The organism is Kosakonia sp. BYX6 (assembly GCF_038449125.1).
Lineage (GTDB): Bacteria > Pseudomonadota > Gammaproteobacteria > Enterobacterales > Enterobacteriaceae > Kosakonia > Kosakonia calanthes.
Genome location: NZ_CP151800.1, coordinates 3,375,008 through 3,400,055, shown reverse-complemented (window position 1 = coordinate 3,400,055; position 25,048 = coordinate 3,375,008). Strand labels below are relative to the sequence as shown.

19 protein-coding genes are annotated in these 25,048 nt (G+C 58.3%); 6 read left to right on the top strand and 13 right to left on the bottom strand.

Annotated elements, in window-relative coordinates:
- Nucleotides 1-8 precede the first annotated feature (8 nt).
- The 4 genes from AAEY27_RS15980 to AAEY27_RS15965 all read right to left on the bottom strand — a co-directional run bounded on the left by AAEY27_RS15980 (nt 9) and on the right by AAEY27_RS15965 (nt 4,050).
- On the bottom strand, nt 9-1,085 hold the full coding sequence (locus AAEY27_RS15980; RefSeq protein WP_342321702.1) for an ABC transporter permease: 1,077 nt from the start codon (nt 1,083-1,085) through the stop codon (nt 9-11).
- Nucleotides 1,085-1,966 carry an ABC transporter permease gene (locus AAEY27_RS15975; RefSeq protein WP_342321700.1) on the bottom strand — a complete coding sequence of 294 codons (882 nt, stop codon included), beginning with the start codon at nt 1,964-1,966 and terminating at the stop codon, nt 1,085-1,087. The genes AAEY27_RS15980 and AAEY27_RS15975 overlap by 1 nt, the downstream gene beginning before the upstream one ends.
- Nucleotides 1,956-2,795 carry an ABC transporter ATP-binding protein gene (locus AAEY27_RS15970; protein ID WP_342321698.1) on the bottom strand — a complete coding sequence of 280 codons (840 nt, stop codon included), beginning with the start codon at nt 2,793-2,795 and terminating at the stop codon, nt 1,956-1,958. Before AAEY27_RS15970 ends, AAEY27_RS15975 begins: the two co-directional genes overlap by 11 nt.
- Before the next feature lie 487 nt (nt 2,796-3,282).
- Nucleotides 3,283-4,050: an SDR family NAD(P)-dependent oxidoreductase gene (locus tag AAEY27_RS15965; protein ID WP_342321697.1), complete on the bottom strand. Its 768-nt coding sequence runs from the start codon at nt 4,048-4,050 to the stop codon at nt 3,283-3,285.
- Nucleotides 4,051-4,232: 182 nt separating this feature from the next.
- On the opposite strand from AAEY27_RS15965, the gene AAEY27_RS15960 reads away from it, so the two are divergent.
- Both AAEY27_RS15960 and AAEY27_RS15955 read left to right on the top strand, forming a co-directional pair.
- On the top strand, nt 4,233-5,570 hold the full coding sequence (locus AAEY27_RS15960) for an aspartate aminotransferase family protein (RefSeq protein WP_342321696.1): 1,338 nt from the start codon (nt 4,233-4,235) through the stop codon (nt 5,568-5,570).
- Nucleotides 5,571-5,730: 160 nt separating this feature from the next.
- Nucleotides 5,731-6,432: a GNAT family N-acetyltransferase gene (locus AAEY27_RS15955; RefSeq protein ID WP_342321694.1), complete on the top strand. Its 702-nt coding sequence runs from the start codon at nt 5,731-5,733 to the stop codon at nt 6,430-6,432.
- Between the two features lie 34 nt (nt 6,433-6,466).
- Here the strand turns inward: AAEY27_RS15955 and AAEY27_RS15950 are convergent, their stop codons facing one another.
- From AAEY27_RS15950 to AAEY27_RS15935, 4 genes are read right to left on the bottom strand one after another with little or no spacing between them, the layout of a single operon-like run.
- Nucleotides 6,467-7,963 carry an FGGY family carbohydrate kinase gene (locus AAEY27_RS15950; protein WP_342321693.1) on the bottom strand — a complete coding sequence of 499 codons (1,497 nt, stop codon included), beginning with the start codon at nt 7,961-7,963 and terminating at the stop codon, nt 6,467-6,469.
- A gap of 15 nt (nt 7,964-7,978) precedes the next feature.
- Nucleotides 7,979-9,397 carry an L-fucose/L-arabinose isomerase family protein gene (locus AAEY27_RS15945; protein WP_342321692.1) on the bottom strand — a complete coding sequence of 473 codons (1,419 nt, stop codon included), beginning with the start codon at nt 9,395-9,397 and terminating at the stop codon, nt 7,979-7,981.
- A 36-nt stretch (nt 9,398-9,433) separates the two neighbouring features.
- Nucleotides 9,434-10,381: a transketolase family protein gene (locus AAEY27_RS15940; RefSeq protein WP_342321690.1), complete on the bottom strand. Its 948-nt coding sequence runs from the start codon at nt 10,379-10,381 to the stop codon at nt 9,434-9,436.
- Complete coding sequence (locus AAEY27_RS15935) at nt 10,374-11,204, bottom strand: transketolase (RefSeq protein ID WP_342321689.1); 831 nt, start codon at nt 11,202-11,204, stop codon at nt 10,374-10,376. Before AAEY27_RS15935 ends, AAEY27_RS15940 begins: the two co-directional genes overlap by 8 nt.
- Before the next feature lie 284 nt (nt 11,205-11,488).
- On the opposite strand from AAEY27_RS15935, the gene AAEY27_RS15930 reads away from it, so the two are divergent.
- Complete coding sequence (locus AAEY27_RS15930; protein ID WP_342321687.1) at nt 11,489-12,451, top strand: sugar-binding transcriptional regulator; 963 nt, start codon at nt 11,489-11,491, stop codon at nt 12,449-12,451.
- Nucleotides 12,452-12,764: 313 nt separating this feature from the next.
- Here the strand turns inward: AAEY27_RS15930 and AAEY27_RS15925 are convergent, their stop codons facing one another.
- The 5 genes from AAEY27_RS15925 to AAEY27_RS15905 all read right to left on the bottom strand — a co-directional run bounded on the left by AAEY27_RS15925 (nt 12,765) and on the right by AAEY27_RS15905 (nt 19,454).
- The gene (locus AAEY27_RS15925; RefSeq protein ID WP_342321686.1) at nt 12,765-13,853 is read right to left on the bottom strand and encodes an ABC transporter permease; all 1,089 of its coding nucleotides are present in this window, start codon (nt 13,851-13,853) and stop codon (nt 12,765-12,767) included.
- A 1-nt stretch (nt 13,854) separates the two neighbouring features.
- Nucleotides 13,855-15,381, bottom strand: a complete 1,527-nt coding sequence (locus AAEY27_RS15920; protein ID WP_342321685.1) for a sugar ABC transporter ATP-binding protein — start codon at nt 15,379-15,381, stop codon at nt 13,855-13,857.
- Nucleotides 15,381-15,989, bottom strand: a complete 609-nt coding sequence (locus AAEY27_RS15915; protein ID WP_342321683.1) for a DUF2291 family protein — start codon at nt 15,987-15,989, stop codon at nt 15,381-15,383. The genes AAEY27_RS15920 and AAEY27_RS15915 overlap by 1 nt, the downstream gene beginning before the upstream one ends.
- A 12-nt stretch (nt 15,990-16,001) precedes the next feature.
- Nucleotides 16,002-16,943: a D-ribose ABC transporter substrate-binding protein gene (locus AAEY27_RS15910; RefSeq protein ID WP_342321682.1), complete on the bottom strand. Its 942-nt coding sequence runs from the start codon at nt 16,941-16,943 to the stop codon at nt 16,002-16,004.
- Between the two features lie 249 nt (nt 16,944-17,192).
- Nucleotides 17,193-19,454, bottom strand: a complete 2,262-nt coding sequence (locus AAEY27_RS15905) for a TonB-dependent siderophore receptor (RefSeq protein WP_342321681.1) — start codon at nt 19,452-19,454, stop codon at nt 17,193-17,195.
- A 253-nt stretch (nt 19,455-19,707) separates the two neighbouring features.
- Between AAEY27_RS15905 and fes the strand changes: the two genes are divergently transcribed.
- Genes fes through entF form a run of 3 tightly spaced genes read left to right on the top strand, consistent with a single transcriptional unit; the run spans nt 19,708 to nt 25,038 of the window.
- On the top strand, nt 19,708-20,913 hold the full coding sequence (gene fes, locus AAEY27_RS15900) for an enterochelin esterase (RefSeq protein WP_342321679.1): 1,206 nt from the start codon (nt 19,708-19,710) through the stop codon (nt 20,911-20,913).
- A 25-nt stretch (nt 20,914-20,938) separates the two neighbouring features.
- Complete coding sequence (locus AAEY27_RS15895; protein ID WP_342321677.1) at nt 20,939-21,142, top strand: MbtH family protein; 204 nt, start codon at nt 20,939-20,941, stop codon at nt 21,140-21,142.
- 11 nt (nt 21,143-21,153) lie between these two features.
- Complete coding sequence (entF, locus tag AAEY27_RS15890; RefSeq protein ID WP_342321675.1) at nt 21,154-25,038, top strand: enterobactin non-ribosomal peptide synthetase EntF; 3,885 nt, start codon at nt 21,154-21,156, stop codon at nt 25,036-25,038.
- Nucleotides 25,039-25,048 lie beyond the last annotated feature (10 nt).

The window sequence follows — 25,048 nt, the reverse complement described above, 5'->3', positions numbered from 1 at the left end:
TCATTTTTCTACTTTTCTACGGCGCTCCCACGCAGCGTGGGGTGCCAGAAGTTGACGCGTTTATCAAGGTGCACCAGCAGGCTGTAAAACAGCGAACCGGCGACCGACGCTACCACAATCGCCGACCACACCACCGGCATGTGCATGCGCGCGGATTCGCTGGAGATGCGAAACCCGAGCCCGGCGGTGGGCGAGCCGAAAAACTCCGCCACAATCGCGGTGATAAGCGACAGCGTGGCATTGACTTTCAGGGCGCTAAAAATAAACGGCATCGCGGCAGGTAAACGCAGTGCCAGCAGGCGCTGGCGCGGGGTAGCGGCGTAGCAATACATCAACTCTTGTTCGAGTTTGCCGCTCGCTTTCAGCCCGGCGAGCGTGCTGACCAGCGCCGGGAAAAAGGTTACCAGCACCACCACTGCCGCTTTTGACGGCCAGTCAAAACCAAACCACATCACCGCGATGGGCGCGACGCCGACCAGCGGTACGGTGCTGGTCAGGTTGGCGACCGGCAACAAACCGCGCTGCAAAAACGGCAAGCGGTCAATCAGAATGGCGACGGCAATCCCCAAACCACTGCCGAGCACATAACCCACCAGCACCGATTTGAAAACCGTTTGCAGCACATCGCCCGCCAGCAGCGGCAGGCTGTCCACCAGCGCGGCGAGAATGTCGAGCGGCGCGGGCAAAATCACCTGCGGCACGGCAAAGCCGGTCACCAGAATTTGCCAGAACCACAGCAGCCAGGCGCCGAGCAGCGTGGCGACAGCCGCCGACGGCACGGACGCGCGCGCCAGCCGCTGGACGCTAACCACCGCCAGCAGCGCGAGGACGCACAATGTCAGGCTATGCAGCGGTTGCCACGCCAGCCACAGCGCGCTGACCAGCAGGCTGGCGACAAACAGTCCAGCACGAAACGGGGGCAGCGCGGTGGAGCAGGCCGCCAGCGTGCTCACCAGCAACAGCGCGTTAATGCTGATAAGCGGCGCGGAAAGCGGCGTTTGCGCCGTTAACTGAATCAGCGAAAGCATCAACAGCAGTAGTGCGCAGACAAGTAAGAAAGTGCCTGGAATCGCGGTATGTTTCATCAGATCCCCTTACGCTGGCGCATCACCAGCCGCTCCGTCAGTGTCACCAACCCGGTCAATGCCAGCCCCAGCAGGGAGGCCATCACCAGCGCCGACCAGATTTGAATAGTGTTGCCGTAATAAGATCCGGTCAGTAGCCGCGCGCCTAACCCGGCTTGCGCGCCGGTCGGTAATTCCGCCACCATCGTGCCGACCAGGCCACTGGCAATTGCCACGCGAAACGCCGGGAACAGGTAAGGCAGGGAAGAGGGCAGACGCACCAGCCAGAAGATATCCAGCCGCCGCGCAGCGTAAGTGTGCACTAACTCCATCTCCATTTTTTGCGGGGAGCGCAGCCCCTGCACGGTGGCGATGGTCACCGGAAAGAAGCACAGATACATGGCGATCGTGGCTTTCGGCAGCATGCCGGTAATGCCAATACTGCCGAGGATAATCAGCACAATCGGCGCAATCGCCAGCACTGGGATGGTTTGCGAGGCGACAATCCACGGCAGCAGGGCTTTATCCAGTGTGCGCGAATGCACAATGCACACGCCCAGCAGCATTCCCAGCACCACGCCCATCGCAAAACCGGTCAGCGCCGCGCTGGCGGTAACCCAGGTGTGCAACAGCAGGTTGCGCGGCGAAGTGAGCGACCACTTCGTCAGACTGTCCCAGATATCAAACACGATTTGGTGTGGCGCAGGCAGCAACGGGCGGGTGGCATTCAGCGTGGCGAACACTAAATCGCGGCTGCTCCATGCGCCGCGCGGCGACAATACGCGGTCGATCACGCCGGGCGCGTTAAGGGCAAACGCCAGCAGATACCACGCCACCAGCGCCGCCAGCAGCACCATGCCGATAGGCAGCGCGTGCTGCAAAAGACGCCGATCAGTGGTCATGATGCCCCTCCACCAGCGCGTCGCGCACTGTTTGCGCCAGTTGTAAAAAGGCGGGGGTATTGCGAATGGACAAATCGCGCTGCGCGGCCAGTGGGGAGTCAATCACTTTGATGATGCGCCCCGGTCGCGGCGACATCACCACGATTTTCGTCGACAGGTAAACCGCTTCCGAGATCGAGTGGGTAACGAACACCATCGTGCGCTGTTCGTTAAACCACAGTTGCTGCAATTGCTGGTTCAGGTTGTCGCGGGTTAACTCATCGAGGGCGCCGAAGGGTTCATCCATCATCAGGATCTTCGGTTCAAACCCCAGCGCGCGGGCAATCGACACGCGCTGTTGCATGCCGCCGGAAAGCTGCCAGGGGTATTTTTTCTCAAAGCCTTTCAGGCCAACGCGCGCAAGCTGTTCGCGGGCGATTTCATCGCAGCGCTCCGGCGGCACGCCCTGGATTTGCAGCGGCAATTTGACGTTCGCCAGCACCGTGCGCCATGGCAGCAGCACCGGCGCCTGGAACACATACCCGTAGGCGCCCGCCTGGCGGGCTTCGGAAGGCGTCATATCGTTAACTTGTACTTCGCCGGAGGTGATCGGTTCCAGGTCGGCAATCGCGCGCAGTAGCGTGGTTTTTCCGCAACCGGAAGGGCCAATAAACGAGACAAACTCGCCCTGGCGGATGGTCAGGTTGATATCTTGCAGCGCGTGAACGGGCTGGTCGGCGGCCGGATAAATCACGTTCGCCTGCTTGACGCTAATGGCGGGTCGCGCCGTGGCGCTGGTGGGTTTTAACGCGACCACTGCGGGATCCTCAGCAAACATCACCTGGCTCATCCTCTTCCCCCTGCTTGTTGACTAACTGGTTAGGTTTTATGTTTCTATGCCATTTTTGTGCCAGGGTGCTGGATCATGCAGTTTCGCGCTATTTAGCGGCATTTTCACTTATGATGAGGGTTAAATTGGTGCAAATGTCGACAGCGTTGCTTTGTGGTGGGGCAGGGGACGTATCAGATGGGAAATCACAGCGTAAAAAATCCCCTTAAGGCGCGTTAGTGACAGCTATCACAAGGCTTCGGGACAGTTGCGGGTAAAGCATGATCGGCATCATAAATTCACCAAACTGATACTTTCCCCCTCTTGTTCGGAACAATCTTATGGACTATTGTGGCCTCACCCCATCGAAGAGCTAACGCCACCTTAGAGTGAGTGCCGGAGATAAGCGCCGGGCGGGGTTTGAAGTTGCAAGACCTTTAGACACCCAGGAAAAGAAATAAAACACCAGGCCCCGGCATTTATGTCGGGGCGTTTTCTTTTTGGCGGTTTAATCGCGGTCGATGGCGAACGGCTGCCAGGCCTGACGTACCGGCATCACTTCCACGCGGTTAATGTTCATATGATCCGGCAGGGTCGCGATATAAAACATCTGCTGGGCGATATCGAGCGCGCTGAGCGGCGTAGTGCCGCGATAAAGCGTGTCGGATGCCGCCTGGTCGCCTTTGGTGCGCACCAGCGTGAATTCCGTTTCCGCAATCCCCGGCGCGAGGTCGGTGACCCGCACGCCGGTGCCGAGTAAATCGCAGCGCAGGTTATAGCTGAACTGCTTCACAAAGGCTTTGGTCGCGCCATAAACATGGCTGCCAGGGTACGGCCACTGCCCGGCAATCGACCCGATATTAATGATCGACGTGCCCGCGCCTTTTTTGATGAGCGTCGGCAGCAGGGCGTGCGTCACATTGACCAGCCCGGTGACGTTGGTATCGATCATGGTCTGCCAATCTTCAAGATCCACTTTCTGCGCCGGCTGCGGCGCCAGCGCCAACCCGGCGTTATTGATAAGCGTGGTGATGCTGGCGAACTCGGCGGGCAACGCCGCGACGGCGTTTTTAACCGCGTCTTTATCGCGAACATCCAGCTCAATAATGTGCACCGGCACCTGCCCGTGCAGCCGCTCTTTCAGGCTTTCAAGGCGCGCCAGACGACGCCCACTCAGCACCAGTGCCCAGCCCGCGTCGGCAAAGACCTGCGCTGCCGCTTCGCCAAATCCGGAGGTTGCGCCGGTAATGAACACCACTTTCTTCGCTTCGGTCATTTTCTTCTCCTGTGCTGGTTTATGGCTTCACTATAAAAACGCCGCCGGGTGACAGACAGAGCCAGTTGAATAGCAAGGCTGTGACAACGGTGTCACATGGCGCTAACAAGACTGGCTCTACCCGCTGCCCAAACGCGCGCCGCATGATGCAGACAACAACAACGGCATGAGAGGAGCAGGGCATGAAACTGGCACTTCAGAGCGAGATGGCGATAACGAACGACGATGTACGTCAACTGGACCGGTCATATGTGTTTCATTCATGGTCGATGCAGGGCAACCTCAACCCAATGGTGATTGCCGGGGCCAAAGGCTGTGAATTGTGGGACTACGAAGGCAACACGTATCTCGATTTCAGTAGCCAACTGGTTAACGTCAATATTGGTTATCAGCATCCGCGCGTGCTGGCGGCGATGAAAGCGCAGCTTGAAGATCTGGTGACGATTGCCCCGGCGACCGCCAACCTGGCGCGCGGCGAAGCGGCAAAACGGATTGTCGAACTGGCTCCGGAAGGGTTCAGTAAAGTCTTTTTCACCAACGCTGGCGCCGACGCCAACGAGAACGCCATCCGCATGGCGCGCTTGTACACTGGGCGCGATAAAATCTTTTCCGCTTACCGCTCTTATCACGGCAACACCGGCAGCGCGATTGCCGCCACCGGCGACTGGCGCCGTGTGCCGAACGAATATTCACGCGGCCATGTGCACTTTTTTAACCCGTATCTCTACCGCAGTGAATTTAACGCCACCACCGAAGCCGAAGAGTGCGAACGCGCGCTGACGCATTTACGCCGCATGATTGAGGTCGAAGGGCCGAGTTCAATTGCCGCGATTTTGCTGGAATCTGTTCCGGGTACAGCGGGCATTCTGGTGCCGCCAACTGGCTATATGAAGGGCGTGCGCGCGCTGGCCGATGAGTTTGGCATTGTGTTGATTCTCGATGAAGTGATGGCCGGTTTTGGTCGTACCGGAAGCTGGTTCGCCTTTGAGCAAGATGGCATCGTGCCGGATCTGATCACCTTCGCCAAAGGGGTCAACGCCGGTTATGTTCCGGCGGGCGGCGTGCTGATTTCTGAACCGATCTCGCGCTATTTTGACGATCACTTCTTCGCGGGCGGCCTGACCTATTCCGGTCATCCGCTGGCGATGGCGGCGATTGTCGCCACCCTCGATGCGATGAAAGAAGAAAATGTGGTCGGCAATGCGGCAAGCGTCGGTAATGACGTGCTGCGCCCTGGCCTGGACGCATTGGCGGCAAAACACGCGCTGATTGGCGAGGTGCGCGGTCGCGGGATGTTCCAGGCGCTGGAGTTGGTCAGCGACCGCAAAAACAAAACGCCCGTGGCGGCGGCGGACATGGCAGCCATCAAATCGGCCTTAACCCAGGCCGGGGTGTTAAGTTTTATTGTCGAAAACCGCATTCACGTTGTTCCTCCTTGCACGATGACCGCGCAAGAAGTGCAGACCGGTTTGGCCATTTTTGACCAGGTTTTGACTCAATTTGACTCGCTTTGCCGTTAATTGACCCGGCGTCAGGTAATTCTGACGCCTTTTCTGGTCAGTCCTCTGATTTAAAAGGTTTTTGTTTCTGGCATCCTCCCTATTTTTGGCACTGTATTCTTGGCTTAAGTCCTGCTAAAACATCTTTTTTGCATTCGACTTTTTTGCCTGGGAGAAATACGTGCCGGAACTGAATCACTACTCACAAACAGTGGGCGATTTATTGCCGCACTGGAACGGCGTTCAGCCGCTGCCGAACGGCGTATTGCAGGGGCAGTACTGTCGGCTGGAACCGCTGGACGCCCGGTATCACACTTATGATCTGCTCAATGCCTTTTCTCAGGCGGAAAATGACAGCGACTGGACATGGCTCGCGGGCGAACGGCCCGAAGAGTTGAGTGATATGGCGCGCTGGATTGTCGGCAAAATGGTGGACAGCGGCGTTAAGGCCTTCGCGGTGGTGGACAACGCCAGCGGCAATGCGGTCGGCGTAATCGCCTGGCTGGCGGATAACGTGCAAAACGGCTCGGTCGAAATTGGCCATGTCACCTGGTCGCCGCGGATGAAAAAAAGCGTGCTGGGAACCGAAGCGGTGTGGCTGATGCTGCGCCATGCGTTTGCCTGTGATTACCGCCGCATTGAGTGGAAATGCGACACGCTGAATACCGCTTCGCGCCGCGCCGCCGAGCGTCTCGGGTTCACCTGGGAAGGGCGTTTTCGCCAGCATATGGTGCGCAAAGGGCGCAACCGCGACACGGATTATTTATCCTTGCTCGATAGCGAATGGCCGTCGCGCGACGCGGCGATTTCCGCCTGGCTTGCCGCCGATAACTTTGATGCGCAAGGCCAGCAGAAGCGCAAACTCGCCGCTTTTTTGAAATAACAGGGCGGGGCGAGCGCCCCGCACAAGGAGATGCTCACTTCGCGGCGCGGGCAAGCTGCACAGCGTTTTGCCAGTCAAACCAACGTTTTTGTAGCCTGCCGTGGCGCGCCATATCCGGCTGGAAAGTGCAGTGCTCCGGTAAAAAAGCGCGCAGTTGCGTGTTATCGACCTGCAACAATGCTTTACGCGCCAGCAGCGCCGCGCCCATTGCGGACAGTTCCGCGACATCGCTGCGCAGCACCGGGCAGCCCAGCAGATCCGCCTGGTACTGCATTAACCAGTCATTTTTTGTCGGCCCGCCGTCAACCATCAGCGCGTGCAGCGCGAAATCACCATGTTGACGCATAGCCACGACCACATCGGCAATTTGATAGGTTATCGACTCCAGCGCCGCGCGGATCAGATGCGCCCGGTTCACGCCGCGACTCAAACCGTGGATCAACCCCCGCGCGTCTTCATCCCACCAGGGGGCGCCCAGCCCGGTCAGCGCCGGGACAAAATAGACGCCGAGGGTCGATTCCACCGACGCGGGCAGCGTGTTGAGCGCCTGCGCCAGCTCAGTTTCAGGTAGCTCACTCAGCCCGGTGTTTTCCACCATCCACGCCACTGCATCGCCGGTGTGCGGAATATTGCCCTCCAGCCCATAAACCCGCCGCTCACCGTCGTGCCACGCTACGGTGGTTGCCAGCGATTTCACCGCACTTTGCGCCGAGGCGACGGGCGCCATGACGGACGAACCGGTGCCGTAAGTGGCTTTAACGCAGCCCGCCGCGCCCAGCCCGTGGGCGAAAAGTGCGGCGTGGGAATCGCCGATCATCGCCAGCACCGGAATACCGTCCGGGATGCCGCTCAGCCCGCGAGTGTGGCCGAACAAGCCGCTGGACGGGCGGATTTCCGGTAAAGCACGGCGCGGAATGCCAAACAGTTGCAGCATGTTGTCATCCCAGTCGCCGCTGTGCAGATTAAACAACTGCGTGCGCGAGGCGTTGGATTCATCGCAGCAAAACGCCTGGCCTGCGGTTAAGTGCCACAGCAACCAGCTATCAATAGTGCCAAGACAAATATCGCCGTGTGCCGCAAGTGTTTGACCATTGGGGATGGCATCCAGCAACCAGCGCATTTTCGAGGCGGAAAAGAGCGGCGCAATCGGCAAACCCGTTACCGCTTTGATGGCCGCGTCTAAACCCTGTTCGCGCAAGTTATGGCAAAAATCCGCCGTGCGGGAGCACTGCCAGCTTAGTGCTGGGCCTATCGGCAAACCGCTGGCGCGATACCAGCCAAGGGTGGTTTCGCGCTGGTTGCTGATCGCCAGCGCCGCCACGCGTTCGGCACCGACGGTTTTTATCACCTCGCGCAGCACCGCCAGCGAGGCGTCCAGCAGCAGTTCGCCGGATTGTTCCACCCAGCCTTCGCGCGGTGTCTGAATGTTCAACGGGCGCGAGCACTTCGCCACCACCGCGCCGTGCGCATCCAACGCCACGGCTTTGGCATTGGTGGTGCCTTCATCGAGCGCAATAATTATCCCGGACATGGCATCTCTCCTGGCCTAGTGATGCAGGTACGTTTCAACGCCGAGATAGCGGCTAAAGGCTTCATGCAGGATTTCGGCGCTCGCCGCATGGTTCATCGCCACGTGATGCTCAAAGCCGTTGCGGCAAATCCACGCCAGCAGGTTTTCCAGGTTTGGCACCGCGATAACCGCGCGGCAGCCGACGGTATCGAGCGGATCATCCACCGACTGGCCTGCGCCGACATAGGCTTTGATTTCACCGGTGAGATCGTCGGTGCTCAGGCGAAAATAGGTGAGCGCGCCTGCTTTCAGGCGACCATGCACTGCGCCGCAGGTGTTCTCTTTCCCGACCGTGGTGCCAATGATGTCCGCGGTGCCCATTTTGGGTGATTCAAGGCTGGCAGAAGCAAAGTTACCGCAGTGAAACAGCACACATTTGTTGCGATCGTCGCCGAAATTATTGTTCCAGTCGGCAATCGAGGCCGGGCTCATATTGGCGCTCGCCAGCGCGTACATCGACAGCGCGCCCATCACATCCACTTCGCAGGCTGAAGGCATTAATTGCCCGGACATCACACTCATGATCGAACAGACGTTGATGCCGAGATTCTCTTGCAGCGAGGTCCAGCACTGGATCGCGGTGGTGTCGATATCGTTAGCGGTGACCCATTCGCTGAGCACCACGAACAGTTTCGCCATGGTCACCAGTTTGTCGGCGGGAATGGCGCTGGCATCGGCGTTATCCACCAGCAGGCGGCGTTTTTCATCGACGCGGATATCGTCATCGCGCAGGGTTTTGATACGCGTAAAGACTTCGGAGAGATCCAGCGTTTCCACTGCGATGCCCAAACGTTCGAGCAATTTTTCGCTGTAGCGCACGGTGTTAAACCCGGCCGGGCGGGCGCCAATCGCGCCGACGCGCACGCCGCGCATGCTGCTGACGACGCGGCAGATCTGCTCGAAACGTTGCAGATCGCGCGCGAACACCTCGCCGCTCAGGGCGCAAACATGTTGGGTGGTGAGGGTGAATGGAATGCCGTACTGGCGCAGGTTATTGCACAGGGAAATTTTGCCGCAGAAGCTGTCGCGGCGTGTCGCCAGCCCCATTTTATCCAGATTGTCCTCTTCGGCCTGCACCAGCACCGGCACGTTCAGCCCGGAGAGGCGCAGGGTTTCGGCGACGGCTTTTTCATCACCAAAGTTCGGCAGCAGCACCACGACGCCGTGGATTTCATCGCGGTGCGCGCGGAACAATTCAGCGCAGATTTTCGCGTCCTGGCGGGTTTCCACCCCGCCCAGCTCGGTTTGTGTCTCATTGAGCATAATGGTGTTGATGCCAAGGCGGCTGAACAGCGCCACCGCCTGCTCGCGCGCTTCGGCGACCAGGTAGCTGGGAAAGAAACCCCGGTTGCCGATAATCACCGCCATGGTTAATTTTTGAGGGATTCGGGACATTGTGTTTTCTCCAGTAAGATGTTCTTTTTTTTATTGTTATTGCCGCGCGGTGAGCAGTTCGCGGGCGTTTTTCACCACGCCCGCCGCGTCGATTTCATGGCGTGCGCGGGTGGCGGCGCGATCGGCGGCGATGGCGTATTGACCATCGGCAATGCCGAGCCGACGCAAGGGAATGGCGCACGCGGCTTCCGCCAGCACTTCCGCCACCAGGCTACCGACACCGCCGTTGATATTGTGTTCTTCGACGCTGATTACTGCGCGGTGATGTTGCAGGGCCGCCAGTAACTGCGATGTATTACAGGGGCGAATAGACGGTACACTGATAACAGTGGCGTCAATACCTTCTGCTGCCAGTTGTGTGGCGGCCTCGACAATTTCATGCACCGTCGATCCCATCGCCACCAGCGCGATATCGTTGCCTTCGCACAGCACATCAATATTCCCCGGCGCGAAGCGGTAGTTTTCGTCATGCAGTTCCGGCAGGGCTTTGCCGTCGAGGCGGATATAGACCGGGCCAACGTGGGCGAGGGCGTAATCAATAATCTGCCGACACTCCAGCGGGCTGGAAGGGGCGTAAATTTCGATATTGCCGAAACCGCGCAGCACTGAAATGTCATCAATACTGTGATGGGTGCTCGCCAGCGGGCCATAACTGGCGCCGGCATTCAGCCCGAACAGTTTGACGTTGGTGTTGTTGTAGCAAATATCGACTTTGATCTGCTCATTGGCGCGCGAAATCAAAAACGGCGCCGCGTTACAGGTGACGGCGATTTTGCCGCCCAGCGCCAGTCCGGCGGCGGCGCCAACCAGCGTTTGTTCGGCAATACCGACGTTGACCACGCGGCCGGGAAATTTTTTCATAAAGGGCGAGATTTTGGCGGTGGAGGTGGAATCTGCCACTACCGGCACCAGATCCACACCGTTTTCGACCGCGTCGATAAAGGCATTCACCATCACTGTCGCCAGGTGTTCGCTATTACTCATCTTTCAGTTCCTCCAGCGCCAGTTCGACCTCTTCGCCTTTCGGCACGCGGTGGTGCCACTCCGGGCGACCTTGAATAAACGAAACCCCCGCCCCTTTGGTGGTGTGGGCAATGACCACATGCGGTTTGCCCGCAGGCTGCAAGCTTTCCAGCGTGGCGACTACATCGGCCATGTCGTTGCCGTGACATTCCGTGACCTGCATGCCGAAGGCGCGCCATTTCGCATCCAGCGGATCGGTGTTGAGGATCTCTTTGGTTGAACCCGCCAGTTGCAGGCTATTTTTGTCGTTAATGATGATTAAATTGTCGAGTTGATAATGCGCGGCGACCAGCGCGGCTTCCCAGTTGCTGCCTTCCGCCAGTTCGCCATCGCCGGTGACCACAAAAACGCGGCGCGGGCTGTTGTTGCGTTTGGCGGCCAGCGCAATGCCGACCGCGACCGGCAAGCCGTGCCCGAGCGCGCCGGTGTTGAGTTCAACGCCGGGGGTTTTGTGTTTCACCGGGTGGCCGGGCAGGTGGGAATCCGCATGTTGGTAAGTCGACAGCCAGTCGACGGGAATAAACCCGGCTTCCGCCAGCACACAGTAGTAACCGCCCACCGCGTGGCCTTTCGACTGGATATAGATATCGCGCTCGTCGCTCTCTTTGGTTTGCGGCGAACAGTTCAGGATGCGGAAGTAAAGGGCGGTGAGCAGTTCCACTTGGGAGAGATCGGCACCGGTATGACCGCCCGCCGGACTTTCGGCATTCATCACGATGATGCGCCGGCGAATCGCGCGAGCTTTCTTTTCAAGCTCATCGACAGAGAGTGAAAACGAATTCATAAAATACCTCTTGAATTTATAATCTGCATTGAATAAATATTCTGTCAGGGTGAAAAAAAGAGATCCGGGCAAAACGCTTTATATCTGTCATGAATATATATTCACTATTGATTTATTATTCATGAGTAAACATATGCCTTGTGCCAGGTTTTGTCTACGCGGTGTGCGGGTAAATGTTAAGAAAGGCGAAAAGGATCACACTTGAGCAATGACAGGCGGCAGGCGCTGGCTTGTTATCTATTCATCTATGAATAAAATATCAGTTAGCTGAAAAGGGGTAGCTCATGTCGAAGCAGGATGAACAGCGGTTGCTGGTGAAAATTGCCACGCTTTATTACAACGAAAACAAAAAACAGTCCGAGATAGCCTCATTGCTTCATCTGTCGCAATCTTTCGTTTCAAGGGCGCTGACTCGCTGCCAGAAAGAGGGGCTGGTGAAGATCACTGTCGTGCAGCCGACCAATATTTTTGTCGGTCTGGAAAAGGCCATTGAGCAGCAGTATGGCCTGCGCCAGGCGATTGTGGTGGACGTGGGCGAAAACCCCGAAAACGCGCAGATAAAACATGCCATTGGCAGCGCGGCGGCGCATTACGTTGAAACGCGTTTGCGCCCGGAAGACCTGGTGGGGATTTCGTCCTGGAGCAGTACGATCCGTTGCATGGTGGATGAGATGCACCCGCAAAATGTCCGCGCCGCGGGGGTTATCCAGTTGCTGGGCGGGGTCGGGCCGAACGGCAATGTGCAGGCGACGATTCTGACGCAGCAATTGGCGGCGCATTTGGGGTGTCCATCGTGGTTGCTGCCGTCGCAAAGTATTGAGCACTCTGTCGAGGAGCGCGCGCGGCTGGTGAATAGCCCGGATGTGGCGGCCGTGGTGGCGAAGTTCGCCGAAGTGGATGTGGCGATTGTCGGTATCGGCGAGCTGGAGCCGTCGCAATTGCTGAAAAATTCCGGCAACTATTACAACGAAAAGATGCTTACGTTGCTGTCGGAGCGCGGCGCAGTCGGCGATATCTGCCTGCATTATTACGATGCGGCCGGCAAGCCGGTGCTCAGCGAAGAGGAAGATCCGGTTATCGGCATGGAGCTTGCGCAAATCCGCGAGTGTCCGCATGTGATTGCGCTGGCGGGCGGCGTGGAGAAACGCAACGCCATTCGCGGCGCGTTGCAGGACAAGTATATCGATGTGTTGATAACCGATTACCCCACCGCGCGGAGCCTGGTAAAAACCGTGCCGGATTTGTAGGCCGGATAAGGCGTTAGCCGCCATCCGGCGCCATTCCCGGAGCCCGAACGCCTGATGGCGCTTCGCTTATCAGGCCTACCCGGACCATGCTGAACTTGTAGGCCGGATAAGGCGGTAGCCGCCATCCGGCACCATTCCCGGCACCCGAACGCCTGATGGCGCTTCGCTTATCAGGCCTACCTGGGCCGTGCTGAACTTGTAGGCCGGATAGGGCGGTAGCCGCCATCCGGCACCATTCCCGGCACCCGAACGCCTGATGGCGCTTCGCTTATCAGGCCTACCCGGGCTGTGCTGAACTTGTCGGCCGGATAAGTTATTTCCCCTCAATGACCGCTTTTTGCGCCACCACAGCCGCTTTTTGCTGCATGCGGTTTTGCATCTGATCGATGATCACCGCGACGATAATCACGATGCCTTTAATCACCATCTGCCAGAACTCGCTGACGCCCATCATCACCAGGCCGTCGGCGAGAAAACCAATCACAAAAGCACCAATCAGCGTGCCGAGTACCGTTCCGCGACCGCCAGCCAACGAGGTTCCGCCGAGCACCACGGCGGCGATGGCGTTCATTTCGAATGCCGTGCCGTTGGCCGGATGGCTCGCCAATAACTGTGCGGAAACCACAATTCCGGCCAGCGCGGCGCACAAGCCGGAAAGGGTATACACCCAAATTTTCACCTGCTTCACCCGCACACCGGAAAGCTCCGCGGCGCGTTCGTTATCGCCGATGGCGTAAACATGACGACCAAACGGCAGGCGGCGCGCGATATAAGCAATCACCACCGCCAGCACGATCATCAGCCAGATGGCCCACGGAATGCCGAACAGCGTTCCCGCGCCAATCTCGTCAAAACCGGTATTGCCCAACAATGGGTTACCGGACAATCCCGGGAAGGTTTGCCCGTCGGACGTCAGCATCGCCGCGCCGCGCAGCACATACATGGTGCCGAGGGTGCAGATAAACGGCGCGACGTTATAGCGGGTAATAATCCAGCCGTTTACCGCGCCAATCAGCCCGCCTATCAGCAGCACCAGCGGCACAATCACCCAGACACTGGGGAAAATGGCGATGCCAAACATTGGCAGCACAATGCCTTTGGTAATCAACCAACCGGCGATCATGCCGCACAGCCCCAACGTTGCGCCAATCGACAAATCAATCCCGGCGGTGATGATCACAAAGGTGATGCCGAGCGCCAAAAATGCGTTGATGGCGATGTGTTTAATCATGATCAACAGGCTGCCGGTGGAGAGAAAGCCCGGCACCGTGGCAGTAAAAAAGCCGACGATCAAAAACAGGGCAATAAAGGTACGCAACTTCAGCAGCAACAGCAGAATGCTCTCGCGCGATAACGACGCGCCCGCGCGCGGGACCATCGCCACAGATTGTGTTGTTTTCATATCAGAACCCCTGAGCACTTGCTGTTACCAGCGCCGATTCCTCGGCCCGATCGCGTTGAATATCGGCGGTCAGTTTGCCGCCCGACATCACCATAATGCGGTCAGAAACCGCCATAATTTCCTTCAGATCGGAGGTGGAAAAGACCACGGCGATCCCCTCTTCGGAAAGCTGCACCATCATGCGAAACACATCGGCTTTCGCCCCCACATCAATACCGCGCGTTGGCTCGTCGAGGAATAACACTTTCGGGTTGGTCAACAGCGAGCGGCCAATCACCACTTTTTGTTGGTTGCCGCCGCTCAGCGCCTGGATCTCTACCTCCGGCGACGACACCTTGATCGACAAGTCGCCAATGGTGCTGGCAACTACCGCCTCTTCCGCTTTGCGCGCAATGGTCAGCCCGCGCTGCAAACGCCGCCACAGGCTGGCAATCGTCAGGTTGGTCGCCACCGATGAAATGGGGAAAATGCCGGTACGTTTGCGGTCTTCCGGCACCAGGCTCATGCCCATGCGAATGCGTTCGGCGGGCGTGAGCCGCTGCGGCACCGGTTTGCTGTCGAGCCACAATTTGCCAAGGTAGTTGCGCTCGGTACCGAGCATGCATTCAAACAACTCGGTGCGCCCGGCGCCCATCAGCCCGTAAATGCCGACGATTTCCCCGGCGTGCACCTTAAAACTGACATCGTTCACCGTGGTCACGCCGCTGGCATTAACACAGGTGATGTGTTCCGCTTCGAGGATTGGCGCGCCGAATGTCCGTCCCGGCGAGAGAAACGTGCTGACCGGATCGCTGCCCAGCATTTCGCGCACAATCCACGGCACGTCGATCTCGCTGACTTTGGCTTCGGCCTGGAATTTGCCATCGCGCAGGATGGTGATGACATCGCCGATCGCCATCAACTCCTCCAGTCGGTGCGAAATGTAGATGATCGTCACGCCCTGGCGGGTGAGTTCGCGGATCACGCGAAACAGGATCTCTACTTCCGTTTTGCTCAGCGCCGACGTGGGCTCGTCGAGGATCAGAATGTCGGCGTCTTCCGCCAGCGCTTTGGCAATCTCAACCAGTTGCTGCTGGCCAACTTTTAAATTGCCGACCAGTTCGCGCGGCGAGATCGGCTGGTCGAGGCGGGCGAGCAATTCGGCGGTGCGTTTTTCCTGTTCGGCTTCGTTAATCGGCGTGATGCCTTTTTGTAACTCGCGGCCTAAAAAGATGTTCTCGGCGACGTTAAGGTTTTCAAACAGGTTCAACTCCTGGTGCACCATGCCAATGCCGTGCGCGGCGGCGGCGCGGGTGTCGGCGAAATGCACATTCTTGCCGTTCAGTTCGATGTCGCCCTGGCTTGGTTGCTGCACGCCAGCGAGGATTTTCATCAGCGTCGATTTGCCCGCGCCGTTCTCGCCGATAATCACATTCACCTGGCCGCGCCAGACGTTGTAATCCACGTTGTCGAGCGCCACGGTGCCGGGAAACAGCATCGACACATTTTTGGTGCGCAGGATAATGTCACTTTCAGAATGATTGTGCATTACGGTGCCTCCTGTTTCAGCGCCAGCGCCGCCGCATTTTGCAGTTGACCGCTGTTAAGGGTGACCGCCATCAGCACGGTTGCCGGTTTTCCGGCCCAACTGGCATCCACTTTCGGCAGGTGTTTCACCGCTTCACGGTTATAGGCGCGGGAAAGCTGCGCAAACTGCACCTGGTTGGTGAAGTCTTCAAACTTAAAACCGGTTGCGTCGCGAATGGCGTTGCCGCGTATCACCGGACCAATCTGTATAGCCAACGGCTCTCCGTTGAGGTTTATCACCAGTTGCTGTTCGCGCGCGTTGCTGGAATCAACACGTTCAACCGGGCTGGTGAGTCTGACAAACACGCTTTGCGGCGTGGCGGTGGGGGTTTTCAGAAGTTTGGCGAGCGCGTTGCTGTCCAGCGCATGTTGATTCGCGGCGTCGATAACGCGCGGCTGCCAGGTTTGTTGCGCGATCTGCTGTGGGGTCTGGTTGTCGAAACTGGCTTTGGCATTCGGATCGACAGGCATAATCGGTTTACCATTTTCATCCAGATCCACCACGGTGCAGGCCGTAAGCAACAGGGCAACGCATCCCATGCACACGTTACCCCATTGTTTTGACCACATAGCGCCTCCGCGTTATAGGCTGAGGTTGAACATTTTGAGCTTGCTGGCGTTGCTGTCATCAATCAACACACAATCCATTAGCTGTTTTTCCTCTTTCTGCGCTTTGCCGTTTTTCAGGAAGTAATCCGCCTGTTCAACGGCCATTTGCGCCTGTTGCCAACCCGGTTGCAACACGGTGGCTTTGATATTGCCTTTGCTGGTTATCGAGTCGCGCACGTAGTCGCTGCCGTCAAAACCAACCACAATGACGTGGGTTTTTCCGGCGGCTTTCAGCGCTGCTTCCGCGCCAAGTGCCATGGTGTCGTTACCGGAAATCACGCCGACAATATCCGGGTTGGTTTGCAAAATGGCTTCCATGCGGGTGAACGCTTCGGTCTGGCTCCAGTTAGCGGTTTGTTGCGCCACCATTTTCATTTCCGGGTTATCGTCCAGCACATCGTGGTAGCCCTGCGAACGCACGCTGGCATTGGTGTCGGACTGGCGGCCCAGCAACTCCACATATTTACCTTTGCCGTTGAGCAGTTTGGCGAATTTCTCAGCGCCAAGCTGCGCGCCCTGGTAGTTATTGGAAACGATTTGCGCCACCGCCACGCCGGTTTTGTTGATCTCGCGATCAATCAAGAAAGTGGGAACGCCGGCTGCTTTGGCTTTCTCCAGCGGGCCGACGGTGGCATCGGCGCCCGCGTTATCCAGGATTATCGCTTTGGCTTTGCGGGCAATCGCCGTTTCGATCAGTTGGTTTTGTTTGTTGACATCATCGTCGTGGGACGCCACCAACGTGGTGTAGCCCAGTTCTTTCGCCTTGCTTGCTGCGCCGTCCGCTTCGGCTTTAAAGAACGGGTTATCGTGGGAGGGGGTAATGATCGCGATCAGGCCGTTATCTGCGGCAAACAACGAACCAGAGGCGGCGATCAGGGAAGCCAGTACAGCGGATTTCAGTAGGGTCTTGTTCATCTTATTCTCCACATTGAATATATATTCAATAATGATTTATTATTCACGGTAACCATAAGTCGGCAGCGGCAGGCTGTCTACGATTTGCGCAGCTAATTTCTTAAAAGGAGAAAAGGATCACGATCCGCACGCTAACGATAGTGGATCAGCGCGTTCGGCAATGGGGATAGAAATCGAGGCAGGGTAGGGGTTGCGGTGCGGGTAATGCATAAAAAGGCCCTCTCCCAAACGGGAGAGGGCAGGTGCGACTTAGAAATGGGTGTTCACACTCATGTACCAGGTGCGACCCGATTCGTTATAGGTTTCTGCGCCAGCACCGTACATGTAACCGGTGGTGCCGCCGGTGCTTTGGGCATTACCCGCGCGCCAGTGGCGTTTGTCGAGCAGGTTGTCGACGCCGCCGGTCAGGCTGACGTTTTTGGTCACATCCCAGGTGCCGCTCAGGCCGATGATGCTATACGGGCTGACTTCATTGGTGGCAGAACCCGTCACGCGGTTGCCCTGGTAGTCATACTTTTTCGGTTGCTGTTTGCCGTACCAGGTGAAGGTCGACTGCACAGAAACGTCTTGCAGCACTTGCCAGCTCAGGGTTGAGTTCAGCGTGTATTCCGGGATGATCGACAGACGTTCGCCGGTCTCTTTGTTTTTGCTTTGCAGCATATAGGTGAAGTTGTTGCTCCAGGCCACGGTTTCGCTAACCGGAACATTCAACGTGCCTTCCAGGCCTTCAACCACCGCTTTCGGCACGTTTTCCCACTGGTAGATGTCCGTTTTGGTTGAACCGGTCGAGGTCTGGCTCAGCGGTGAATAACCCGCTTCAATTTTGTTGCGGTAATCGTTGCGGAACCAGGTGATTCCGGCCAGCCAACCTTCATGTTTGAACTCCAGCCCAATCTCTTTGTTGATGCTGGTTTCGGCTTTCAGGTCGTCGTTACCCATCATGTAGCAACCCACGCCGGTGCCGCTGGCGTAGCAGCCCTGACCCTTACTGTAGAGAATGTAGTTCGGGTTAGTCTGGTACAGGCTCGGCGCTTTATAGGCGCGGCCAATGCCCATTTTCAGGGTGAAATCATCGCCAAGCCCCTGAGACAGGTTCAGTGACGGACTCCAGTTGTCACCAACAATGGTGTGATGGTCAAAACGCAGCGCCGGGGTCAGCATGGTGCTGTCGGTCAGCTCCATGTTGTCTTCGGCAAACACCGAGTAGATATCCGCGCTGGAATAAGGGCTGCGGTTGGTGCTGCTTACGCCGTCAATCGCGCCGCCCTGGAAAGCCTGGGTGTTGGACGCCAGATCTTTCATACGCTGCTGGTTCCATTCGGTGCCCAGCGTCAGGGTCTGGTTCACCAGCAGATCCAGCGGCAGGTTCACTTCGTTGTGCAGCATGATGTCGGAAAGGTCGATATCGGTAAATTTATTGCTGTTGAACAGACCTTCCAGACCGCCCGCCAGGCCTTCGCCGAGACGCGAGTTGCGCGTGTGCTCGTACTGGATCCAGTTGCTGGTCGTTACGCCGTTATCCCAGCCGCCATTCCAGGTGACAGAGTAATTCTGGCGATAGAGGCGGTTGGTCTCTTTGCCGTAGTTCTCTCGCACATAGTTATTGGTGCTGCTGTCGTTGTTGGTGTTTTGCGTATCGCCCGCGTAGAGGTTACCCTGGCGGCTGTAACCCGCCTGGAACTCCAGCGATTGCAGTGGCGCAAAGTCCCAGCGCACCACGCCGTTAATGTCTTTATTGATCGACCCTTCGCGACCGGCCGCCATGGTGTTGGAATAGATACCGGTACGTTCAGACTGGTGATCCTGGTTGATGTCCCACGCGTCGGCCTGGGTTTTTGCCAGATTGCCGTACAGACGGAAGCTAACATCGCCGCCCAGCGGGCCGCTCAGGCTGAAATCGGTACGCTTGGTTGCGCCTTCGGCTTTGTGCTCCGGGGCGTTGAAATAGGTGTTCCAGGAACCGTGCCATTCGTTGGCGCCGTCTTTTTTGGTGATGATATTCACCACGCCGCCCGCCGCGCCGTTACCGTAACGCACGGCCGCTGGGCCACGAATCACTTCGATGCGCTCGATCATTTCTGGCGGTACCCAACTGGTATCGCCACGGCTGTCACGCTCGCCGCGCCAGCCCAGACGCACGGAGTTACGGCTGGTAACCGGTTTACCGTCGATCAGAATCAGGGTGTTTTCCGGCCCCATACCGCGAATGTCGATCTGGCGGTTGTTACCGCGCTGGCCGCTGGTGGCGTTACCGGTTAAGTTAACCCCTGGCATGGTGCGGATGATTTCAGACACGTCGCGCGACGGCGGATTTTTGCGAATTTCATCCGCGGTAATAGTCGATACGCCAGGCGCCTGTAAGTTTTGTTGTGCTGCGGTGACGACGATGGTGTCTTCATTGGTTTGAGCGGTGGTGTCGCTGGCCGTGTTGTCTGCCGCAGCGGCGGGCAACGCAGCACCGTAGATCCCCATATTGACCAATAAGGCCAGGGATTTAATCTTGTTATTCATTATGTTACCTGCTTTTCTTTGCCGTATCCCCGACGCTATCCTTTCCCAGGGGAGAGGAAACAGCATGATGAAGCCAGCTCGCGGCGAGCGACTCTGCCTTGAGAAAATTCGCCCACGGTGGCCATTTTTATGAAAGACGCGCTTCCCACAGCGCGCCAATACGCTATTGCAAATAAGAATAGTTATCAATAATATTATCGATATATTTTGATCTGCAAGCAAAAGTTTCCACAGCATAGGTGAGGTTAAAGCCGTGACGTCAATAACGGGAAGTGATGCCTGGTGGGAGTCGAAACAGGGACCGGAGTGGGTCAAAAAAGTGCAAGGTCATTATGAAGTTACCTTCTGGTGGCGCGATCCCGCAGGCACAGAACAAACCTCACGCGTGCGCCGGGTGTGGATTTATATCACTGGTGTTACCGATCACCATCAAAAAGCACAGCCGCAATCCCTCGAACGTATTGCCGGAACCGATGTCTGGTGCTGGAAAACGCAGATTGAAGCGGGCTGGCGCGGCAGTTATTGCCTGATTCCTTCTGAAAACCACGCCGATTTTTCGCCTGACGTTTTCGCGACCACGCCGCCGGATCGCACCGCGCTGCGCGAAGGCTGGCGCAAATTATTAGCGCACGCCATTGCCGACCCGCTTAATCCGCAAAGCTGGCGCGGCGGGCGCGGTCACCCGGTTTCGGCGCTGGAAATGCCCGACGCGCCGCTGCAACCCGGCTGGCGCGAATCTGAAGCCGCCTTTAATGAACCGCAAGTCCTGCACTGGCGTAGCCAGCGGCTGAACAACACGCGGCGCGTCTGGATCTATACCACCGGTGAAAGCCACAGCGCCGAGCGCCCACTGGCGATTTTGCTGGACGGCCAGTTTTGGGCGAAAAGCATGCCCGTCTGGCCCGCGCTGGCGGCGCTAACACAAGCCGGACAATTGCCGGACGCCGTGTATCTCTTGATCGATGTGATTGATAACGTCCATCGCGGCCAGGAGTTGCCCTGCAACGCCGATTTTTGGCTGGCGTTGCAGGAAGAATTATTACCGCAGGTGCGTGCGCTTGCGCCTTTTAGCGATCAAGCCGATCGCACTGTCGTCGCCGGGCAGAGTTTTGGCGGGCTTTCCGCGCTGTATGCCGGGTTGCACTGGCCGCAGCGGTTTGGCTGCGTACTGAGCCAGTCCGGATCTTACTGGTGGCCGCATCGCGGCGGCGATCAAGACGGCCTCATCATTGAACAACTCAAAAAGGGTGAACTGAACCCACAGGGGCTGCGCATCGTGCTGGAAGCCGGCGTTCGCGAGCCGGTGATTTTTCGCGCTAATCAGGTGCTTTTTCCTTTGCTACAGCGTGCACAGCAGTCGGTTTTCTGGCGTCAGGTTGACGGCGGACATGATGCGCTTTGCTGGCGCGGCGGGCTGACCTCCGGGTTAATTACCCTCTGGCAGTCGCTGGCCCGCTAAGCGCCTTTCCACGACAGGAGTTTTTATGGAGTTCACCAACCCCTTCGATAACCCGCAAGGGCGGTTTTATATTCTGCAAAATATGCAGCAACAGTTCAGTTTGTGGCCCGCGCAGTGCGCGCTGCCCGCTGGCTGGAACGTGCTGTGTGAACCGCAGCTGCAAGTCGATTGCAACGCCTGGCTGGCGGCGCACTGGCAGACATTAACCCCGGCGCACTACGCGAAATAAAGGAGCGGCAAATGACCCAACGTTTACCTTTGGTCGCCGCTCAGCCGGGGATCTGGATGGCGGAAAAACTCTCGACGCTGCCCAACGCCTGGAGCGTGGCGCATTACGTTGAACTGAACGGTGATATCGATGCCGCGCTGCTGGCGCAGGCGATTGTCACCGGTATGTCGCAGGCCGATACGTTGCGTATGCGCTTTGTGGAAGATAACGGTGAAGTTTGGCAATGGGTGGATGAGTCGCAGACGTTTGCTCCTGTGCATATCACCGATTTGAGCGATAACGTTGATGCGCACAGCGCCGCGTTGCGCATTATGCAGGCCGATCTGGCGCAAAACCTACGCGTGGAGAGCGGCAAACCGTTGGTTCATCATCACCTTTTGCGCGTTGGCAAACAGCGCTGGTACTGGTATCAGCGTTATCACCATTTGCTGGTGGATGGCTTCAGTTTCCCGGCCATTACCCGCCAGATCGCCGCCATTTATAGCGCCTGGCGACGCGGCGAAGCGACGCCATCATCCCCATTTACGCCTTTTGCCGAGGTGGTGGAAGAGTATCAACGCTACCGCGACAGCGAAGCCTGGCAGCGCGACAGTGCGTTTTGGGCAAAACAGCGCAGTGCATTGCCGCCACCGGTGTCGCTTTCCGCCACGCCCTTGCCAGGCCGCGCTGCCACCACGGATATTTTGCGTCTCAATGTCGCGTTGGAAACGTCGGCGTTTCGCCGCTTAACCCAGGCGATGGCGCAAAACACGCCTGCCGATCTGGCGCTCGCGCTGGTGGCGCTGTGGCTGGGGCGGCTGTGCGGGCGCACGGATTACGCCGCCGGGTTTATCTTTATGCGCCGCATGGGGTCGGCGGCGTTAACGGCGACGGGCCCGGTGCTGAACGTGCTGCCGCTGGGCATTCATCTTGATGGCGGCCAAACACTGCCCGCGCTGGCCAGCCAACTGGCGGCATCCCTGAAAGCGATGCGCCGCCATCAGCGCTACGACGCAGAACAAATTGTGCGCAACGCCGGGCGAGCCGCGGGGGATGAACCGCTGTTTGGCCCGGTGCTGAACGTCAAAATGTTTGATTACCTGCTGGATGTTGACGGCATCAACGGTACCACGCACACCTTAGCCACCGGGCCGGTCAACGACCTGGAAATCGCCATTTTCCCGGATGAAGAGGGCGGGCTGTCGCTGGAAGTGCTGGCGAATCGCAGCCGCTATGACGAACAGACGTTGACGGCGCATGTCGCGCGCCTCGCACAACTGTTGCAGCAGTTTGGCGAAAATCCGACGCTGCGCTGTGGCGATGCCGAACTCCTCTCCGCGCAGGAAGCGCAGAAGCTCTCGGAAATTAACGATACCGGCATGATGCTGCCGACCACCACCCTGAGCGAGCTGGTGGCGAAACAAGCCGTGAAAACCCCGGATGCTCCGGCGCTGGCCGATGCCCGCTGGCAATTTACCTACCGGGAAATGCGCGAGCAGGTGATCGCGCTGGCGAACCGGCTGCGTGAATTGGGCGTTAAGCCTGGCGACAGCGTGGCGGTGGCGCTGCCGCGTTCAGTGTTCCTGACTCTGGCGCTGCACGGCATTGTTGAAGCGGGCGCCGCCTGGTTGCCGCTTGATACCGGTTACCCGGACGATCGGCTGCGCATGATGCTGGAAGATGCAAAACCGCGCTTATTGATCACTTCCGAGGATCAACTTGCCCGGTTCAGCGATATTCCAGGACTGGCGCACTTCTGTTACGCGTCGCCGCTGGAAAGCACCAGTAGCGAGCCGCTCAACCTTGCGCGCCCTGAGCAGACGGCGTACATCATTTTCACCTCCGGTTCCACCGGGCGACCGAAAGGGGTGATGGTCGGGCAAACCGCCATCGTCAACCGCCTGCTGTGGATGCAAGAGCGTTACCCGCTGAGCGCACAGGATGTGGTGGCGCAGAAAACGCCGTGCAGTTTTGATGTGTCGGTGTGGGAGTTTTGGTGGCCGTTTATCGCGGGCGCGAGCCTGGTGATGGCCGAGCCGGACGCGCACCGCGATCCACAGGCGTTGCAGGAGTTCTTCGCCCAAACTGGCGTGACAACCACGCACTTTGTGCCGTCGATGCTGGCGGCGTTTGTCGCCTCTTTGACGCCGGAAAGCGCGCAAAAAAGCTGCCGCTCGCTAAAACAGGTGTTCTGTAGCGGCGAAGCATTGCCCGCCGATCTGTGCCGCGAATGGCAGCAACTGACCGGCGTGGCGTTGCATAATTTATATGGCCCGACGGAAGCGGCGGTCGATGTGAGCTGGTATCCGGCGCACGGCGACGCGCTGGCGCAAGTGCGCGGCAACAGCGTGCCAATTGGCTACCCGGTCTGGAACACCGGGTTGCGCATTCTCGACGCGATGATGCGCCCGGTGCCGTTTGGCGTGGCGGGCGATCTTTACCTGACTGGCATTCAACTGGCGCAGGGTTACCTGGGGCGCCCCGATCTCACCGCCAGCCGCTTTATCGCCGATCCGTTTGCGCCTGGTGAGCGGATGTACCGCACCGGCGATGTGGCACGCTGGCTGGACAATGGCGCGGTGGAATATTTAGGGCGCAGCGACGATCAGCTGAAAATTCGCGGTCAGCGCATCGAACTGGGCGAAATTGATCGCGCGATGCTGACCTTGCCGGATGTCGCGCAGGCGGTGGCGGTGGCCTGCGTGTTCAACCAGGCGGCGGCGAGCGGCGGCGATGCGCGTCAATTAGTGGGGTATGTGGTTTCCGAATCCGGTTTACCGCTCGACACCGCCGCGTTACAGGAACAACTGCGCGCGCAACTGCCGCCGCATATGGTGCCGGTTTTGCTGCTGCAATTAAGCGCATTGCCACTGAGCGCCAACGGCAAGCTCGATCGCAAAGCGCTGCCGTTACCGGAATTGACAGTGACAAAAGGTGGTCGCCCGCTGAATGAAGGCATGGAAAGCCAGGTGGCGCAGGCGTTTGCGGCGTTACTCGGTTGTGAAGTGAATGACGCACAGGCTGATTTCTTCGCCCTCGGCGGCCATTCGCTGCTGGCGATGCGCCTGGCGGCACAGCTCAGCCGCACGTGCGAACGGCCGGTGACGCCGGGGCAAATCATGGTCGCTTCGACGGTAGAAAAACTGGCGGCGCTGCTCGATCAACCCTTGTCAATCGATCAGGCCGGGCTGGGGCTGGAAACCGTGCTGCCGCTGCGCGAAAGCGACGGGCCGACGCTGTTCTGCTTCCATCCGGCGTCTGGTTTCGCCTGGCAGTTTAGCGTGCTGGCGCGTTACCTTGCGCCGCGCTGGTCGATTATTGGTATTCAGTCGCCGCGACCCAACGGGCCGCTGCAACAGGCCGCCACGCTGGATGAGGCCTGCGAGCAGCATCTTGCCACACTATTGGCGCAGCAGCCGTACGGGCCGTATTACCTGTTTGGATATTCCCTGGGCGGCACGCTGGCGCAAGGCATTGCCGCGCGTTTGCGCCAGCGCGGCGAAGAAGTCGCGTTCCTCGGCTTGCTGGATACCTGGCCGCCGGAGACGCAAAACTGGGCGGAGAAAGAGGCCAACGGACTTGATCCCGAAGTGCTGGCGGAGATCGAACGCGAACGCCAGGCGTTTCTTGCAGCCCAGCAGGGGCAAGCTTCCGGCGAGCTGTTTTCGGTTATTGAGGGCAATTATGCCGACGCGGTACGTTTGCTGACCACCGCGCACAGCCTGCCGTTTGACGGCAAAGCGACGCTGTTTGTCGCCGAGCGCACATTACCGGCGGGCACCGATCCACAGCAAGCATGGGCGCCGTGGGTACGCGAACTGGAGGTTTATCGCCAGGATTGCGCTCACGTCGACATCATCTCGCCGCAGGCGTTCGAGCGGATTGGGCCGGTATTAGGGGAAGTGTTGGATAGGTAGGCGGTAGCCG

Excerpts from the sequence above, each read along its gene's own strand:
- AAEY27_RS15980 (WP_342321702.1), bottom strand. The coding sequence starts at position 1,085 with ATGAAACATACCGCGATTCCAGGCACTTTCTTACTTGTCTGCGCACTA.
- AAEY27_RS15975 (WP_342321700.1), bottom strand. The coding sequence starts at position 1,966 with ATGACCACTGATCGGCGTCTTTTGCAGCACGCGCTGCCTATCGGCATG.
- AAEY27_RS15970 (WP_342321698.1), bottom strand. The coding sequence starts at position 2,795 with ATGAGCCAGGTGATGTTTGCTGAGGATCCCGCAGTGGTCGCGTTAAAA.
- AAEY27_RS15965 (WP_342321697.1), bottom strand. The coding sequence starts at position 4,050 with ATGACCGAAGCGAAGAAAGTGGTGTTCATTACCGGCGCAACCTCCGGA.
- AAEY27_RS15960 (WP_342321696.1), top strand. The coding sequence starts at position 4,233 with ATGAAACTGGCACTTCAGAGCGAGATGGCGATAACGAACGACGATGTA.
- AAEY27_RS15950 (WP_342321693.1), bottom strand. The coding sequence starts at position 7,963 with ATGTCCGGGATAATTATTGCGCTCGATGAAGGCACCACCAATGCCAAA.
- AAEY27_RS15945 (WP_342321692.1), bottom strand. The coding sequence starts at position 9,397 with ATGTCCCGAATCCCTCAAAAATTAACCATGGCGGTGATTATCGGCAAC.
- AAEY27_RS15940 (WP_342321690.1), bottom strand. The coding sequence starts at position 10,381 with ATGAGTAATAGCGAACACCTGGCGACAGTGATGGTGAATGCCTTTATC.
- AAEY27_RS15935 (WP_342321689.1), bottom strand. The coding sequence starts at position 11,204 with ATGAATTCGTTTTCACTCTCTGTCGATGAGCTTGAAAAGAAAGCTCGC.
- AAEY27_RS15930 (WP_342321687.1), top strand. The coding sequence starts at position 11,489 with ATGTCGAAGCAGGATGAACAGCGGTTGCTGGTGAAAATTGCCACGCTT.
- AAEY27_RS15925 (WP_342321686.1), bottom strand. The coding sequence starts at position 13,853 with ATGAAAACAACACAATCTGTGGCGATGGTCCCGCGCGCGGGCGCGTCG.
- AAEY27_RS15920 (WP_342321685.1), bottom strand. The coding sequence starts at position 15,381 with ATGCACAATCATTCTGAAAGTGACATTATCCTGCGCACCAAAAATGTG.
- AAEY27_RS15915 (WP_342321683.1), bottom strand. The coding sequence starts at position 15,989 with ATGTGGTCAAAACAATGGGGTAACGTGTGCATGGGATGCGTTGCCCTG.
- AAEY27_RS15910 (WP_342321682.1), bottom strand. The coding sequence starts at position 16,943 with ATGAACAAGACCCTACTGAAATCCGCTGTACTGGCTTCCCTGATCGCC.
- AAEY27_RS15905 (WP_342321681.1), bottom strand. The coding sequence starts at position 19,454 with ATGAATAACAAGATTAAATCCCTGGCCTTATTGGTCAATATGGGGATC.
- AAEY27_RS15895 (WP_342321677.1), top strand. The coding sequence starts at position 20,939 with ATGGAGTTCACCAACCCCTTCGATAACCCGCAAGGGCGGTTTTATATT.
- entF (WP_342321675.1), top strand. The coding sequence starts at position 21,154 with ATGACCCAACGTTTACCTTTGGTCGCCGCTCAGCCGGGGATCTGGATG.